Source organism: Wolbachia endosymbiont of Tribolium confusum, assembly GCF_020405475.1.
GTDB lineage: Bacteria > Pseudomonadota > Alphaproteobacteria > Rickettsiales > Anaplasmataceae > Wolbachia.
Genome location: NZ_JAIZNT010000001.1, coordinates 330,608 through 346,899 on the forward strand (window position 1 = coordinate 330,608; position 16,292 = coordinate 346,899).

At 35.6% G+C, this 16,292-nt stretch carries 13 protein-coding genes, 3 tRNA genes and 1 pseudogene; 10 read left to right on the top strand and 7 right to left on the bottom strand.

Annotated elements, in window-relative coordinates:
* Nucleotides 1–169: 169 nt before the first annotated feature.
* A tRNA-Ala gene (locus tag LEM02_RS01675) sits at nucleotides 170–245 on the bottom strand.
* A gap of 299 nt (nucleotides 246–544) precedes the next feature.
* On the opposite strand from LEM02_RS01675, the gene LEM02_RS01680 reads away from it, so the two are divergent.
* A tRNA-Lys gene (locus LEM02_RS01680) sits at nucleotides 545–617 on the top strand.
* Nucleotides 618–634: 17 nt separating this feature from the next.
* Nucleotides 635–1,888, top strand: a complete 1,254-nt coding sequence (nuoF, locus tag LEM02_RS01685) for an NADH-quinone oxidoreductase subunit NuoF (protein ID WP_226079446.1) — start codon at nucleotides 635–637, stop codon at nucleotides 1,886–1,888.
* Between the two features lie 22 nt (nucleotides 1,889–1,910).
* On the opposite strand, the gene infC is transcribed toward nuoF, so the two are convergent.
* The 3 genes from infC to nuoI all read right to left on the bottom strand — a co-directional run bounded on the left by infC (nucleotide 1,911) and on the right by nuoI (nucleotide 5,010).
* Nucleotides 1,911–2,429 carry a translation initiation factor IF-3 gene (infC, locus tag LEM02_RS01690; RefSeq protein WP_226079447.1) on the bottom strand — a complete coding sequence of 173 codons (519 nt, stop codon included), beginning with the start codon at nucleotides 2,427–2,429 and terminating at the stop codon, nucleotides 1,911–1,913.
* 11 nt (nucleotides 2,430–2,440) lie between these two features.
* Nucleotides 2,441–4,342 carry a threonine--tRNA ligase gene (gene thrS / locus LEM02_RS01695; RefSeq protein WP_226079448.1) on the bottom strand — a complete coding sequence of 634 codons (1,902 nt, stop codon included), beginning with the start codon at nucleotides 4,340–4,342 and terminating at the stop codon, nucleotides 2,441–2,443.
* Nucleotides 4,343–4,527: 185 nt separating this feature from the next.
* The gene (gene nuoI, locus LEM02_RS01700; RefSeq protein ID WP_226079449.1) at nucleotides 4,528–5,010 is read right to left on the bottom strand and encodes an NADH-quinone oxidoreductase subunit NuoI; all 483 of its coding nucleotides are present in this window, start codon (nucleotides 5,008–5,010) and stop codon (nucleotides 4,528–4,530) included.
* 189 nt (nucleotides 5,011–5,199) lie between these two features.
* Here nuoI and mnmE point away from each other — a divergent pair, with 189 nt between their 5' ends.
* From mnmE to LEM02_RS01730, 6 genes and pseudogenes are all read left to right on the top strand, one after another.
* Nucleotides 5,200–6,528, top strand: a complete 1,329-nt coding sequence (gene mnmE, locus LEM02_RS01705) for a tRNA uridine-5-carboxymethylaminomethyl(34) synthesis GTPase MnmE (protein ID WP_226079450.1) — start codon at nucleotides 5,200–5,202, stop codon at nucleotides 6,526–6,528.
* Nucleotides 6,529–6,575: 47 nt separating this feature from the next.
* A tRNA-Ser gene (locus LEM02_RS01710) sits at nucleotides 6,576–6,663 on the top strand.
* A 147-nt stretch (nucleotides 6,664–6,810) separates the two neighbouring features.
* A complete protein-coding gene (locus tag LEM02_RS01715) occupies nucleotides 6,811–7,821 on the top strand; it encodes an NAD(P)/FAD-dependent oxidoreductase (protein ID WP_226079451.1) in 1,011 nt (336 codons plus the stop codon).
* A 585-nt stretch (nucleotides 7,822–8,406) separates the two neighbouring features.
* Nucleotides 8,407–9,840 (top strand): annotated as a pseudogene (gene terL, locus LEM02_RS01720) (phage terminase large subunit).
* A 118-nt stretch (nucleotides 9,841–9,958) separates the two neighbouring features.
* Nucleotides 9,959–10,741 (top strand): ankyrin repeat domain-containing protein, encoded by a 783-nt coding sequence (locus tag LEM02_RS01725; RefSeq protein ID WP_226079452.1) that lies wholly within the window; start codon nucleotides 9,959–9,961, stop codon nucleotides 10,739–10,741.
* Between the two features lie 173 nt (nucleotides 10,742–10,914).
* A complete protein-coding gene (locus tag LEM02_RS01730; RefSeq protein ID WP_226079453.1) occupies nucleotides 10,915–12,162 on the top strand; it encodes an IscS subfamily cysteine desulfurase in 1,248 nt (415 codons plus the stop codon).
* 48 nt (nucleotides 12,163–12,210) lie between these two features.
* On the opposite strand, the gene rodA is transcribed toward LEM02_RS01730, so the two are convergent.
* Complete coding sequence (rodA, locus tag LEM02_RS01735; protein WP_226079454.1) at nucleotides 12,211–13,314, bottom strand: rod shape-determining protein RodA; 1,104 nt, start codon at nucleotides 13,312–13,314, stop codon at nucleotides 12,211–12,213.
* 45 nt (nucleotides 13,315–13,359) lie between these two features.
* Complete coding sequence (locus LEM02_RS01740; protein WP_226079455.1) at nucleotides 13,360–14,808, bottom strand: proton-conducting transporter transmembrane domain-containing protein; 1,449 nt, start codon at nucleotides 14,806–14,808, stop codon at nucleotides 13,360–13,362.
* 64 nt (nucleotides 14,809–14,872) lie between these two features.
* Between LEM02_RS01740 and LEM02_RS01745 the strand changes: the two genes are divergently transcribed.
* Together LEM02_RS01745 and mlaD are read left to right on the top strand one after the other, a co-directional pair.
* On the top strand, nucleotides 14,873–15,178 hold the full coding sequence (locus tag LEM02_RS01745) for an NADH-ubiquinone oxidoreductase subunit NDUFA12 family protein (protein ID WP_226079456.1): 306 nt from the start codon (nucleotides 14,873–14,875) through the stop codon (nucleotides 15,176–15,178).
* Between the two features lie 2 nt (nucleotides 15,179–15,180).
* Nucleotides 15,181–15,636, top strand: coding sequence for an outer membrane lipid asymmetry maintenance protein MlaD (gene mlaD, locus LEM02_RS01750; protein ID WP_226079457.1), 456 nt, complete (start codon nucleotides 15,181–15,183; stop codon nucleotides 15,634–15,636).
* A 195-nt stretch (nucleotides 15,637–15,831) separates the two neighbouring features.
* Here the strand turns inward: mlaD and LEM02_RS01755 are convergent.
* Nucleotides 15,832–16,292 (bottom strand): transposase (locus LEM02_RS01755; RefSeq protein WP_226079458.1); only part of this gene is annotated, 461 nt, incomplete at its 5' end.

Below are 16,292 nucleotides of genomic sequence, written 5' to 3' on the forward strand. Positions count from 1 at the left end.
TTCTAACATTTATTGATTAACTTATTACTAAGTTGGTATGTATTGGAATTATAATAACAAACATCACTTGTGTTAGGAAAAGTTATAAGAAGAAATAGGGATTTTTGGAAAAATAGATTAAAATAAGCTGTTTTGACAGGATTTATAGCATCCTAGGGACAATATAGATTGGTGGAGGCAAGCGGGATCGAACCGCTGACCTTCTGCGTGCAAAACAGATGCTCTACCAGCTGAGCTATGCCCCCAATTCTTGCTTAAAGCATAAATCACTCACGCTGAAATGCAAGAAATATTTATCTGTTATGCTATTACTCAATAGTGCGCAAACTCTGCAGTTATGTAAAATTCTCTATCTTTTTAGAGTTGTATCTCAGCTTTGCCAAATAAATCTATTAATTAACAAGAAATTTTCCTTCAAAAATTTTTAATTAAATTATCACTAACGCAGTATATTATATAATTTATTTAACCACGCATGAAAATTTTAGTTTGATTAAAACAGATAAAAACTATATTACTGTTTAGTATAGCTGAAAAATAAAATGATCCCGTAGCTCAGCCGGTAGAGCAACTGACTTTTAATCAGTGGGTCACGCGTTCGAATCGCGTCGGGATCACTTAGAATCTTAAAAGTATGCTAAAAGAACAGGACAAAATATTCACAAACTTAAATGGTAAAGAAACACCATTACTTGAGGGTGCAAAAAAACGTGGTAGTTGGCAAAAAACAAAGGAATTACTGGATTTAGGATCAGAAAAAATCATTGATGAAGTAAAGAAATCTGGCTTGAGAGGTCGAGGGGGTGCAGGATTTTCTACTGGCCTTAAGTGGGGCTTTATGCCTAAAAATCCTTCAAAAGCGTATTTAGTAGTCAATGCAGATGAGTCAGAACCTGGTACGTGTAAAGATAGAGATATATTACGATATGAGCCACATAAATTACTTGAGGGAATTCTTCTAGCTGGCAGAGCGATCAGCGCATCAGTTGCATATATTTATATCAGGGGTGAATTTTATAATGAATACTTAGTTCTAAAAAAGGCACTTGAGGAAGCCTATAAAGAAAACTTAATTGGAAAAAATGCCTGCAAATCAGGTTATGATCTTGATGTATTCATTCACAGAGGTGCAGGAGCTTATATATGTGGAGAAGAAACAGCTCAACTTGAATCAATTGAAGGAAAAAAAGGCTTTCCTCGCATGAAACCTCCATTCCCTGCGGTTGTTGGACTTTTTGGCTACCCAACCACAATAAACAACGTTGAAACTATAGCCATGGTTCCAGATATTCTAAATCGCGGAGGAGAGTGGTTTGCATCTTTGGGTAAACCAAATAATACTGGCACTAAGGTCTTTTGCATTTCAGGGCATGTAAATAATCCATGTAATGTTGAAGAAGAGCTCGGAATTTCACTGCGTGAATTAATTGAAAAATACGCAGGTGGAGTGAGAGGAGGTTGGGATAATTTACTTGCTGTAATACCTGGTGGGTCTTCAGTTCCACTAATTCCAAAATCTATATGTGATACTATTGAAATGGATTTTGATTCATTAAGGGCTGCACAATCAGGGCTTGGTACTGCTGCTGTAATAGTGATGGATAAATCAACTGACATAATAGCTGCAATAGAAAGATTATCACATTTCTATATGCATGAGTCCTGCGGACAATGTACACCATGCCGTGAAGGCACTGGATGGATGTGGAGAATTATGAGAAGAATGGTAGCAGGGAATATTAAACCTGGTGAAGTAGATAAGCTACTTGACCTTACAACTCAAATAGAAGGGCATACAATTTGTGCACTTGGCGATGCTGCAGCTTGGCCAGTTCAAGGATTAATCAGACATTTTCGTCATATAATTGAAGAGAGGATAGTAACTTAACTTATACTTTTAAATGATTTTACTACTTAGCAGCTAAAGTTAAAGAATATTGATTTCCTTCCCTTTTAGGTGCTAATTCTACTTTTGCAATATCTTCAGCATCTCTAATTAGCCGTTCTAATTTTTCCAGTCCAACTTCAGTGTTTATAAGCTCTCTCCCTCTAAATCTCATTGTGACTTTAATTCTATGTCCATGCACAAGAAAATCCCTTGCTTGACGCAATTTTGTTTCGTAATCGTGATCACCAATATTAGGACCCAGTTTAATTTCTTTTATAGTTAATGCTTTTTGTTTCTTTTTTGCTTCACTTGCCTTCTTTTTTATATCATACTTTTGTTTACTATAGTCTAGAATTTTACATACTGGAGGAGTTGAATCAGGTACAATTTCTACTAAGTCTAAATTGACACTTTGAGCAACTTCCAAGGCTTGTCCTAATGGCACAATTCCAACCATTTTACCATTATGATCAACTAAGCGTACTTCCTTAGCTGTGATGAATTCATTAATTTTGTTTTTATTATTTTTTTTAACTTGCAAATTTTTCTCCTTTAACTCAAATTAATACTTTTTAAAAGCAATTCAGTAGCCTTTTCCAGAGAAAAGGACTCCTGTTTTTCTGATCCTAAATTTCTCACTGACACAGTTTTATTTGTAACTTCATTTTTACCCATGATCCATAATATAGGTACCTTACTTGAACTATGCAAACGTATCTTATAGCTAATTTTTTCATTGGTCAAATCAGTTTTGATTCTCACACCTTGTGCTTTTAAAACGTTGCTGATTTCTGTAGCATAACCGTCAGCCTCATTTGTAATGGTCAGAATAGCAAGCTGTGTTGGAGCAAGCCAAACTGGAAATTTTCCTGCATAATTTTCTATTAAAATTCCAATAAAACGCTCAAAAGTTCCAAGAATTGCCCTATGTAACATGACAGGGTGATGCTTGTGCCCATCTACTCCTATATAAAAAGCTCCCAGACGTTCTGGTAAAATAAAATCAACTTGTAATGTTCCACATTGCCAATTTCTTCCTATTGCATCTCTCAAAACAAACTCTAACTTTGGTCCGTAAAATGCACCTTCACCAGGATTAAGTTCATAACTAAGCCCTGCTTCTTTAACTGCTTCAAGCAGTGCTCTTTCAGCTCTATCCCACACTTCATCATTACCTGATCTAGTATCTGGACGGTCTGAAAATTTCACAGAAATTTCATTGAACCCAAGTTCTGAATATACTTCTTTTAAAAGGTCACAAAACTTTACAGTTTCAGAATTCACTTGTTTTTCCATACAAAAAATATGTGCATCGTCTTGCGTAAAACCACGCACTCGCATTAGTCCGTGCAATGAGCCTGAGCTTTCATTTCTATGGCATGTGCCAAACTCTGCCATACGTATCGGTAAATCACGATAGCTTCTGGTGTGAGAATTAAAAATCTGCACATGACAAGGGCAATTCATGGGTTTTATTGCTAGCTTTTTACTTTCAGATTCATCAATAATGAACATATTTTCACGAAACTTATCCCAATGTCCCGATTTTTCCCACAGCTCTTTGCTTACTAAAATAGGGGTTTTTACCTCAAAGTAGCCATTGTTCATTAACTTTTTTCTGATGTAAGACTCAAGAACATTATATAAAGTATATCCCTGTTCATGCCAAAAAATCTGCCCAACAGCTTCTTCTTGAATGTGAAATAAGTCCATATCCTTAGCAATTTTGCGGTGGTCGCGTTTTTCTGCTTCCTCCAGACGTTTAAGATAAGTATTTAATTCATCCTTATTTCTCCACGCAGTACCATATATTCTTTGCAACATTGGGCCCTTAGAATCGCCACGCCAGTATGCACCTGCTACTTTCATAAGTTTAAACGCTTTAACTCTGCCAGTTGATGGTGAGTGCGGACCACGACATAGGTCTACAAAGTTGCCTTGTTTATAAACAGTTAGGTTTTCGTTTTCTGGTATTGATGAGACAATATCAACCTTGTATCTTTCACCTATATCACTAAAGAAATCAATTGCCTGCTTACGAGTCCAAACTTCTCGGACGAATCTGTGGTTACTTTTTATAATTTCCTTCATTTTTTTTTCTATTGCAGCAAGATCGTCCGTGGTAAAGGCACGATCTGTAGCAAAATCATAGTAGAAACCATCTTGAATTGTTGGCCCGATAGTAATCTGAGTATTAGGAAAGAGCTCTTTTACTGCCTGCGCCATTATATGAGCAGCATCATGCCTTATTATATCTAAACCCGCTTCGTCACTCAGTTGTATTACCTCTATCTCTGTATCAGATTCAATTTCATGTGAAAGATCATATAATTCACCATCTACTTTCAATGCAACTGCTTCTTTCAAAGCATCTGGTTGTAATATATCAAAGCCAGTGACTCTACCACTGTATTCTTTTACTTTTTGTTCGGTTGAAAAGGTAACTTTTATCATTCATCAGACCTTTTGTCATCCCAGTGCGTGACACTGGGATCCATGTTTCTTTTTTTTCTAGATTCCAGCGTCACGCGCTGGAATGACACCAAAAGGTGAGCTACTGACCCTTCACTCCAATAACAGTTGTACAAGAGATACATTACATACTTGCTGTAAGAAATTTTAATTATTGACATACCTAGTTAATAATAGGGTCTATTCTTTTTTAACCTGAGTGCAATTGCGTCCTCCCAAATTTCACCATTACACAATAATTTTTCCTTATTGTATATTAATTCCTCTCTTGTTTCTGTGGCAAATTCAAAATTAGGCCCCTCAACAATTGCATCAACAGGACACGCTTCTTGACAAAGCCCGCAATATATACACTTTGTCATATCAATATCATAACGTGTAGTGCGGCGACTGCCATCTTCCCTTTCCTCTGCTTCAATAACTATTGCTTGAGCAGGACAAATAACTTCACATAATTTACAAGCTATGCAGCGCTCTTCACCGCTTGGGTATCTGCGCAATGCATGCTCACCACGAAACCTTGGACTCAAAGGACCCTTCTCCATAGGGTACCTCAGCGTGACTTTCGGCTTGAACATGTATTTCAATGTAATGGTAAACCCTTTAATCAACTCTATAAAGGAGCAATACCAAGCTAATTTCTTTAGCATAAAATGTCCAAAACCTACGTTGATAATTATAAATCATATTGTCAGTTTTCAAAATAAATATTTTTACTTGGTAGTTTTTCTGTACAATATATTTACTAATATGACAGCATTACATTAACATAAATTAGCAAAATAAGTAAAAATTTCTTAGATTAGGTATTTTAAATTGCTAAGCAGTTTATATAAATAATGACAAACACAAGTGAAACTATCTTTGCCTTATCAACTGTATTTGGTAAGTCAGGAGTTGCAATAATTAGAATTTCAGGCAACGATGCGCTTAAAGCTTTAAACCATTTTAACATTAAGAAAGAGGTTAAACCAAGGCTTGCTACTTTAGTTGACCTATATGACAACTCCAACCAGTTGATAGACAATGGAATAATTATTTATTTCCCTGCTCCAAATAGCTTTACTGGTGAAGATATCATAGAGTTGCAGGTACACGGAAGCAAGGCGGTCATAAAAATTATCTTGGAAGAATTATCAAAAATTTTCGTTATGGCCAAGCCCGGAGAATTCTCACTTAAGGCTTTTCTAAATGGTAAATTCGACTTAACACAAATAGAAGGGATTGCAGATTTAATTGATGCTGAGACAAAAATGCAAGCCAAACAAGCAATTAAGCAGATGTCAGGAGAATTGGAGAGAATATACAGCAATTGGAGGGAAAGACTAATAACGATACAATCTCAAATTGAAGCATATATAGACTTTCCAGAGGACATTTTAGAAAAAAAAAGTCAATTGGAAAAAATTAATAATGAAGTGCAACATCTCATGCAGTTGATACAAGAGCATTTAAATGATAATAGACGGGGCGAAAGGTTGCGTGAGGGTTTACATATTGTAATAACTGGTGAACCAAATGTCGGTAAATCAACTCTGTTTAATTTCTTAGCCAAGCGTGATATTGCTATTGTTTCTGAATATGCAGGCACAACAAGAGACGTGCTTGAAGCTCATATTGACATTGGCGGATACCCAGTCATTCTATCTGATACTGCTGGAATTCGTGAAAGTTCAGATCCAATAGAATCAGAAGGTATAACTCGAGCAAAAAAAAGATCCTTTGAAGCTGACTTAAGAATAGAACTACTTCCTTTTGAGCAGCGTTATAATCTCAATTATAATGCTATAAATAATGATACTATCTATGTATTAAGTAAAGCTGACAATGCAATTAATGAGAGAAGTATACTAATTAACAGTGTAAATTTTCTACCTATCTCTATTCTAAAGGGAATAGGTACAAATAAATTGATCTCCCTTATAAAAGAGAAAGTCGAAGAAAAATTTGGGCATGATACAGACACTCCTATAATTACTCGGCAAAGACATAGGAGTCACATGCAGAAGGCGCTAGAACATTTACAACGTTTTAACATCGATAACTCAATTGAATTGATGTCTGAAGATTTGAGACTTGCTGCATTTGAACTTGGCGCAGTGATTGGAACTATTAATGTTGAGGAAATACTGGATAGTGTGTTTAGCAGTTTTTGTGTAGGTAAGTAAGATTTTTATAGATTGCTTGCAATTAAATGTTGTGGTACAAAAGAAGTGGACGGATGGCCGAGTGGTTTAAGGCACCAGTCTTGAAAACTGACGTACGTGATGAGCGTACCATGGGTTCGAATCCCATTCCGTCCGTTCCAATACTTTACTATTTTAGGCAATTTTTAGAGTTTATCTAAATTATGTATGCTTCATCTAATTTAGCTATATCTTTTAAAAACTTTGTAAATTGACCTTGTTAGCAAAGCCAATTAATATCTATAGATAGATTACCATCTGAACATGGAAACTGATATAGTAATAATAGGTGCAGGACCTATTGGAATATTCACTGCTTTTCAGGCAGGAATGCTTGATATGAAATGTCACATAATTGATATTTTGGATCAAGCAGGTGGGCAATGCACTGCTCTTTACCCAGAAAAACCAATATATGACATACCTGGTTATCCTGTGATTACTGCTCAAAAATTAATTGAGCAACTAATGGAACAAGCTTCACCATTTAAGCCTATTTACCATTTAAGTCACAAAGTGGAAAAGATTTCGCACAACTTTGATCAAAACTTTACTATCACAACCAACGCAGGCACAGAGGTAAAATGTAAAGCTGTTATAATTGCTGCAGGTAATGGAATATTTGAGCCTAATCGTCCACCCCTTAGTGATATATTAGAATATGAAAATAAATCTGTGTTTTATAGCGTAAATAAGATTTCTGATTTCCAGGGTAAAACTATAGTAATTGCAGGAGGAGGTGACTCTGCAGCTGATTGGACTGTAGAACTCTCTAGAATTGCAAAGAAAATTTGTGTGATACATCGAAGAAAAGATTTTCGTTGCACTCCTGAAACTAGAAATAAATTAGAATTACTTGAAAATGATGGAAAAATAGAACTTGTAGTGCCATATCAATTACATGAATTAGTTGGAAATAGTGGACATTTGAGCGCAGTGATAGTAAAAAACATTGCCTCTAAGGAAGAAAGAGAAATATCCGCTGATTTTTTATTACCATTTTTTGGACTATCAATGAATCTAGGTCCAATAAATAATTGGGGTATAGAGTTAGAACATGGTCGCATAGTTGTTAATTCAGCTACGCTTAGAACTAGTAGAGATAGGGTATATGCGATTGGAGATATAGCTACTTATGCCGGTAAATTAAAGTTGATACTAAATGGTTTTGCTGAGAGTGCAATGGCTTGTTATGACATATACAAAGTAATTCACAATTCTCCAGTTAATTTTCAATACTCAACTTCAAAGGGAATTCATGGAAATAAAGAGTAAAGAGATCCATGAACCTGCATGCAGTTATCTCAAGCATAAGGGAATACAAACGAAAAAGATTACTTTACAAATTCCCCCAACTCCCTTATTATGATAATAAGAGTATTTATCCTTGTTTTTGATACGCGCGGGTTCAACAACAAAAATTCAGTAAAAAACTCAGACGTTTATTGGCAAATTACATAAAATTATAGTGGTTGCATGTCTTTTTTATTTTTTCTACATTCAGCCAAAACGCGCTTTAAATAAGCGTTAGCACATTGTTACAATGCCAATTTACATTATTATAGGGTCAAAACTCGTTACACGGGGATTCTTTTGCCTTTTTTTCATTTGGTAAATTTCTTAATACTTGTAACTAAAGCTTCAGGCCAGCACTTGATGCTGGAATCCAGAAATCTTTTGAGCACAAAAGTTATGCTAGGTTTTTGTTGGTAAGAAACCAGTGTCAGCTACTCGGATGACACCAAAGGTGCACTTGGATAGAGGCTACTTGAATAACACCATCATTAAAATTGGATACTAGTGTCTTGGCGCTGGAATGGCAGGAAAAGGAGTACTGAGGTAACACTATAGGAGACTAACATGAACTTTTTAAAATTTATCGAACTATGCTTTCAAACGGTGATGCCGGGGTGTGAGTATAACAATTATCAGTATATAAAAATCATAGCAGACAGGCTTGAAGCAGCAAGTGTTGGTGAAGTGAAGCGAATAATATTCAATATGCCTCCGCGCTCAATGAAGTCTATGTGCGTGAGTGTTGCATAGCCCGCATGGATACTTGGTAATCAGCCAACCGCAAGAATAATAGTTGCAAGCTATTCTCAGCGGCTTAGCGAAAAGCATTCGCTTGACACCAGGTGCGTGATGCAGTCTAGTTGGTATAGAGTGCTATTTCCAGAGGTAGAACTATGCAAAGACCAGAACACTAAATATAAATTTCAAACAGTGCAGAGAGGATGTAGGATTGCAACATCTGTTGGTGGAACACTGACTGGTGAAGGTGGAGATTTTATCGTCGTAGATGATCCACTGAGTTCCTCTCAAGCTTTGAGTGAAACGTTTAGAAAACGTGCCACAAACTGGTTCGATCAGACTCTAATAACCAGGCTTAATGACAGGAAAAAAGGAGTTATCGTTGTTGTAATGCACAGACTACATCAGGAGGATTTAACCGGGCATCTTCTTTCCAAACCGAAAAATATATGGCATCATGTTTGTTTGCCAATGATTTCTGAAAATAAGGAAATTATCTATTCAATCAAAAGATCAATTCTCCCTTCTCCTGTTCCTATTATTCAAGTAACTACAAATGAGTGCAAAAGCTCAACAGGCGCTACATCTTCAAGGATTTTATACTTAAAAAAGGAAGATCAGCTGCTATATCCACTCGATGCAGGAGAAATTGAAATGATAAAGGCTGAACTTGGGAGTTATGCTTTTGCTGCTCAATATCAACAAAACCCTCTGCCACTTTCAAGTGGTATAATTAAGCAAGAATGGTTGAAACGCTATAGAAATTTTCCTGACAATCTCTCACATATAACTCAGAGCTGGGACACTGCTGTTTCAACAAACGATTCTAGCGGCTTTAGTGTCTGCACCACCTGGACAAAGGTGAATAATAAGTTTTATTTACTCGATGTGTACCGTGCAAAGCTTGAGTATCCAAAACTTAAAGAACAAGTTCTATCACTAGCTGCAAGATGGAAGCCACACGCAATTTTAATCGAAGCAAAAACAAGCGGTCAGCAATTGATTCAAGAGCTCAAGGCAATATCTATTATCGGGATAGTGCCACACAGTGGCAAACTTGCTCGATTCCACCAGATTGTTCCGATAATAGAATCTGGCAAGGTTTTTCTGCCACACCAAGCAGTATGGCTCAGCAATTTTGAGTATGAAATTTTAATGTTTCCAGAAACCCGCCACGACGATCAAATCGACAGCACCGTGCAATATCTGCAGTGGATGAGAGATAGTAGCTCGCGAGTTGCAGCTATACGGACATTGTAATTTAAGAGACAATAAGAGCGTATCCAAGCTTAATTATTATCTTATTTAAAATAAATATTGATTTCTTATTATAATTTTACAAAAATTAAATATATATTTAAGATTAGAGGTAAAAGTTATGACAATAAATTATAAGCAGTGGTTGGAAATATTAAGTACGGTTAATAGTGATAATAAATTAGATAAAAGGAACGTAATTGAAAAAGTAAAAGAAGAGCTAAAGGCAAGCAATGAAGAGGTATTTAAACAGTGGGAAAAGAGTAATTTTTATGTAAATTATAAATTTGAAATTGGAGATAATGAATTCACATTATTACATTTAACTGCTAAGTTAGGCTATACGAGCTTGACAAAGGCTTTAATAGTAACAAAAGGGATAGATGTTAATATAAAAGATAAGAATAAAAAGACACCTTTACATTTAGCTCTTATGAATGGCCATGCAGACGTGGTAGAATCTCTCGTAAGAAACGGTGCGAATGTTAATATAAAAGATGACTATAGAGTGACACCTTCATCTTTGGCTATTCAAAGAGATTATGTATTTACTCCGCCAAAAAAACGTGAAGGCTCCTATGTTAATGTGAAAAATCATGCTAGAACTGCTTCTAGGAATTTAACTAAAGAGGAAAAACAACGCACATCAGCAATTGCGAAAGGTTTTTTTGCCGGTAGTGCAACTGCATTATCAGGTGTTTTAATAGCGAAAGCACTTTCTGCAACTGGAATAGTTACAGTTGAGTCAAAACCCTCTACACCAATAGCAGTGGCTAAAACTGCAGCTATAGCGTTAGTAGTTGGCAGTGCTATATATGCATTGTCAAAACCTGATACTCAAATTGATAAACCAGTCTCAACAAATGGACAGCAAGAAGCTGCTAGCGCTGGTAGGTTTGCCTAGCGCGTATTCGACCTACCAGTGTCAAACACTGATCATAGGGAATGACATTACAGGGACACTGGAATAACTTAGGAGAGAGCGCTGACAACTTTCGTTTAGGCAAGATTATACCTTGAAAAAATTAAGCTTTAGTGCTATTAAATAGTTGTAAATTTTGTCTCTGTGGTAGCTTTATGAATGTTGAAAGTAAGAAAATACATGATACTAAAATAAAATTACCAATATTTCTCGATTATCAATCTACTACTAAAGTAGATCCTCGTGTTTTGGAGGTGATGATACCTTATTTTGGTGAGTTTAGTAATGCACACTCTCGTAGTCATTCATTTGGTTGGACAGCTGAGGAAGCAGTAGAAAAAGCAAGGAAGCACATTGCTGATTTAGTGAATGCAGACAGCAAAGAAATCGTCTTTACCTCGGGTGCAACCGAATCAAATAACATGGCTATCAAAGGTGTTGCTCATTTTTATAAGAATAAGGGAAATCATATAATAACTGTCTGCACGGAGCATAAGTGCGTTTTAGATTCTTGTCGACATCTGGAAAATGAAGGCTTTAAAGTTACATATTTGTCCGTTAAGCAAAACGGAATTATAGATTTGTTGAAACTTGAGGAGGCAATTACTGATAAAACAATTCTGATTTCAGTGATGATGGCAAATAATGAAATCGGAGTAATGCAACCTGTCAAAGAAATTGGTGCAATGTGTAGAAAGCATAATATATTTTTTCATACAGACGCTGCTCAAAGCTTTGGAAAAGTTCCAATAGACGTAAATGAAATGAACATTGATCTTATGAGCCTTTCTAGCCATAAAATTTATGGACCTATGGGAATAGGTGCATTATATGTCCGTAGAAAAAATCCTCGTGTTAGGTTGACGCCACTAATTAGTGGTGGTGGACAGGAGAGAGGCATGCGCTCTGGAACAGTTCCTACTCCCCTTGCAGTTGGTTTTGGTGAAGCGGCACGTATCGCTAAAGAAGAAATGGAAATAGAAGCAAGCAAATTAGAAGAGTTGAGAGATATTTTGTACAACAAAATAAAAGAGGCATTTCCTGATGTTGTTTTAAATGGTGACTACGAAAATAGGATTCCAGGTAACCTTAACTTAAGTTTTCCTTATGTTGAGGGTGAGTCTCTTATCATGGCAATCAAGGATTTAGCAGTAAGCTCTGGTTCTGCATGCACATCCGCATCTCTTGAACCTTCTTATGTCATAAGATCACTAAACAATGGCCACGATCTTGAGCATTCATCAATTAGATTTGGCCTTGGCCGATTTACAACTAAAGATGAAGTTCTATACGCGGCAGATCTTGTTACTAAAAATGTTGGACGGCTAAGAGAGATGAGCCCACTTTTGGAAATGGTACAAGAGGGAATAGATTTAAGCACGGTAAAATGGGATTCTCATTGAAGAATAAGACGTTAGCCATTAGCAGAGTGATGGTTGTCTAAGCTCTTTCTATGGGTGAAATCGGAAACTTAGCTTTAAGTCCTTTGTAGATGTCACGGAACTAAGTAGCAATCCTATACATATTAAGCTCGCAGCAGTTGTGCTTCCGCCATAGGATAGAAATGGAAGTGGGTCACCTATTATAGGTAATAGGCCTATTGTCATTCCAATGTTTATAAAGAAATGAGCACCAAAAAAGGCGAAAACCCCGATAGATATTAACTTAGAAAAGTAATTTTTTGACCTGTAAGCAATGGAAAATATTATAGCAAGCAATGTGGTATAGAGTAAAACCAAAGCCATGCTGCCTAAGAACCCCCATTCCTCACTAAGTACCGCAAAAGCAAAATCTGTGCGTTTCTCTGGCAAAAATCCAAGTTGAGTTTGACTCCCATTAACAAATCCCTTACCAAACAAACCTCCTGAACCAATAGCTATTTGAGATTGCTGTGCATTATAACCTATTCCAAGTGGATCTACTGATGAATCCAAAAATGATAATATCCTTTGCTTGTGATAAGGGCGCAAAAAAGGCCAAATAGCTGGTATTGCGAAAATGCCAAGAGTTCCAAAAATTATTAAATGAGGTCTCTCCATTATTGCTGTGAATATGATTGATGCTCCTATAAAAAACATTATCACAGCTGTGCCTAAATTAGGTTGCTTCAATACCAGAAATACAGGTAAGAAAATAATTATAAGTGGCTTAAATAAGCTTTGAAATTTCATCATTTTATACACACTTTGTTTATTAAAATAACAAGCAAGTGCAAGTATTAAGCCCACTTTTGCAAATTCTGATGGTTGTAAACTAATTGACCCAATTCTTATCCATCTCGTTGCACCCATTATATGCGAGCCAAAAAAATTTACTGCTAACAGCGCAATTACTGCTGCTATGTAAAAAAAATAAGCGTGCTTCAAATAAAAATCTAGCTCTATAAATGACATAGCTATAGCAAGCAAAAGGAAGAAAGAGAATATGACCAATTGGTGAATTGCAAATGGAGCCCACTTTCCTCCAGCAGAAGAATATTGCACAACAATGCCAACGCAAAACAGAGCTATTACGTTAATGACTAATAATAAGTGAATCTTCTTCAGCTTATCCACAGCGAAAACTTTACAGACTTTGAGATACAATAAAACATAAGAAAATCAAAAATCAAATTTATTAATTACCAACCGAATTGGACTACTATATATCCCAGTTATTACCGTTAAAATTGCCATAAATAATAGACAAAAGAGCATAAGCAATGGTACCTCATTAAGTGTCATTCCAGCGTTTGATGCTGTACTGTTTTCAAAATATATTTTCTCAACCATTCTCCACATATATATTAGTGCAAGAAAAGAGCCAGCAGCAAAAACTGCAAGGGAAATCCATGCATGAGATTCGATAATTGCTTTCATCATATACCACTTACTTACAAAGCCATTTGTCAAAGGTACACCGATTAATGCGAAACTAAGTAGAGTAAATGCAAGTGTTGTATAGGGCATTGACTTTTTTAGTCCTGATAAATTTTCTATTTTTGTCATACCAAACTTATAAGAAATACACCCTGCAGTCATGAATAAAGACGTTTTTATCATGCTATGATTTACTATGTGAAGAACTGCTGAAAACAAACCTGCTTTTGAATTTAAACCCAGCATTAAAATTATATAGCCAATCTGACTGATACTGGAGTGAGCAAACAGTCTTTTTATATCTTTTTCGATCATTGCAGATATTGATCCAAATACAACAGCACAAAGCGCAAGGATGATCATCACGGTGCTTAGTGGTAAGAAAAATTTTTGCTGAAAAACAGTGTAAAAGATTCTGATAAAAACATATATCATCACTTTGGTTACTGTACCTGAAAAAAATATGCTAATGAAGCTAGGTGCTTCACTATATGCGTTAACCAGCCATCTGCTGAGTGGAAACAGTGCCATTTTGATTGAGAGACCAACAAAAATGAATAATGTACCAAGTCTTATGATGTTATTATCGTATAATGGTACTATTCTTTCAGCCATGTCAGACATGTTGAGCGTTCCGGTCATAGAGTATAAAAGGCCGATGCCAAACAAGTAAAATGTTGCTCCTAGAGTACCACTAATGAGGTATTCAAATGCTGCAACTAAAGCTTTCTTATCCCTTCCCATTGAAACTAAAACATAAGAAGAAAGAGATGAAATTTCTAAAAAGACATAAAGGTTGAATATATCGTTTGTTACTAAAATTCCGAGTAATCCACTTAGGCACAGTAGAAATAGAGAGTAAAAACCAGAGATTTTGTTTTTGCTAATCTCTTTTTCATTAATATGAAAGCTATAAAGCACACTAATCAGCGCTATAAAATTCACCAAAGTTAGAATCAAGGAATTCAATATGTCAATTCTCAACTCTATTCCGTATGGAGGAGCCCAATCTCCAAGATAATAAGTTATAATTTCACCATTGTATGTTTTCACTAGCAACATTAATGAAATAAAGAAAGTAGCTGCCGTTGTAAAAAAAGAGATAAACCAGGACACCCTATGTTTCCTAGTAAGAAAGCAGAACATCGACGCAATTATTGGTATAATAACTTGTAGAATTGGTAATTGCATTAAACTGTTGTTAATACATCGTTAAAGTATTAGTATATATAATACTTTTTGTTTTAATACCTTTATGTTATCTAAAATTTATAATGTAGTAACAAACTTATTAAGGAGAAAAGGTAAACTTATAGGTAGGGATGAAAACGGAAATTCTTACTATGAGTCAAATAAAGGGAAAAGATGGGTAATATATGGTAATGTTTCTGACTCCACAACAATTCCTCCAGAATGGTATATATGGCTGCATCATACTAATAATGAAATACCAATTAACAATAACAAAAGAAAAACTCCTAATTTAACGGGTACAAAAGATGCGTACTACCCAAAGCAAAAGGTGAAAAACTACTATGAAAGCTGGAATCCTAATAATTAAAGATGCGAAGGTCAAATATACTTGAAATAATTGCTGGATCATTTGTATTAATTTTCACTATTTTTCTTGTCTTCTTAGCTATTAATAAGCTATCTTACATAAAGAGAAACTACAAGGATTGCTATAAAATACATGGCCTTTTTACTGATGCTAACGGTGTAGGGGTTGGTGATAGTGTCAAGATCTCTGGTGTAGAAATCGGAAGCATAACTGGTGTATCGCTTGACAAAGGTACCTACATAGCACGAATCGATATGTGCATAAGCAGAGACATAAAGTTGCCAATTGATAGCTCAGCTCTAATCGCTAGCAGTGGGGTTATTGGTAGTAAATTTGTTAATATATCACCTGGTGCAGATCCTAAATTAATTTCACACGGTGGTAAAATAGCACACACTCAAGCTGAAGCAAATATGGGCGGAATAATGGATAAAATTATTGGTATGTTTACAAAGTAAAAAGACATAGGCCCCTTGGCCTATATAATTATCACAATTAAAAAATTCTTCTGTCAGCAGCTTGAAGTTGTTCAGCGTCTGAGTTGTTAAGGTTTCTGCTCGGTTCTCCATTCCTAATAATCTCAGCAAATGCTTGCACTTTCAGCATAGGAATATTTTTTCTTACGTACTTAGGGAAGTGTAATACGCGTCAAGTTAAGAGATTGTGAGCAAGTTTAGAGAAGTTAAGGTTGATACCCTAGTTTTTCTGTACTTGTCTTTTAATGAAAATTGTGACCAAGTCATGGTAAGTTTTTTAAGAAAGGCTTTTAAACTATTAATTTTGTTGTTTGGTGCTAAAAATAACTCTCTAATTCGCCTTTTTAGCTCAATAAACGCCTTTGTTAAACTCAGTTCCATGTTCTTTTCCAGTTTTGTACAACTAACTATTCCATGGAATATAAGAATTGCACACAATTTAGCATATAACTCACATAGCACCCTGTATGGCTTTCCTTTTAGTTTATCAAGCCTTGTATGGCTCTTATATAATTTAAATAATAATTCTATTTGCCACCTGGTTCTGTAAATTGTCAATACTTGCTCAGCGCTAATTTTATCCTCTGGAACATTAGTTATGAATATTGACCAGTTCAACAATTCTTGATTCCTTTTAG

Coding starts and splice junctions, on each gene's coding strand:
- thrS (WP_226079448.1), bottom strand. CDS start 4,342: ATGATAAAAGTTACCTTTTCAACCGAACAAAAAGTAAAAGAATACAGT.
- LEM02_RS01725 (WP_226079452.1), top strand. CDS start 9,959: ATGACAATAAATTATAAGCAGTGGTTGGAAATATTAAGTACGGTTAAT.
- LEM02_RS01730 (WP_226079453.1), top strand. CDS start 10,915: ATGAATGTTGAAAGTAAGAAAATACATGATACTAAAATAAAATTACCA.
- LEM02_RS01715 (WP_226079451.1), top strand. CDS start 6,811: ATGGAAACTGATATAGTAATAATAGGTGCAGGACCTATTGGAATATTC.
- mlaD (WP_226079457.1), top strand. CDS start 15,181: ATGCGAAGGTCAAATATACTTGAAATAATTGCTGGATCATTTGTATTA.
- mnmE (WP_226079450.1), top strand. CDS start 5,200: ATGACAAACACAAGTGAAACTATCTTTGCCTTATCAACTGTATTTGGT.
- LEM02_RS01740 (WP_226079455.1), bottom strand. CDS start 14,808: ATGCAATTACCAATTCTACAAGTTATTATACCAATAATTGCGTCGATG.
- nuoF (WP_226079446.1), top strand. CDS start 635: ATGCTAAAAGAACAGGACAAAATATTCACAAACTTAAATGGTAAAGAA.
- nuoI (WP_226079449.1), bottom strand. CDS start 5,010: ATGCTAAAGAAATTAGCTTGGTATTGCTCCTTTATAGAGTTGATTAAA.
- LEM02_RS01745 (WP_226079456.1), top strand. CDS start 14,873: ATGTTATCTAAAATTTATAATGTAGTAACAAACTTATTAAGGAGAAAA.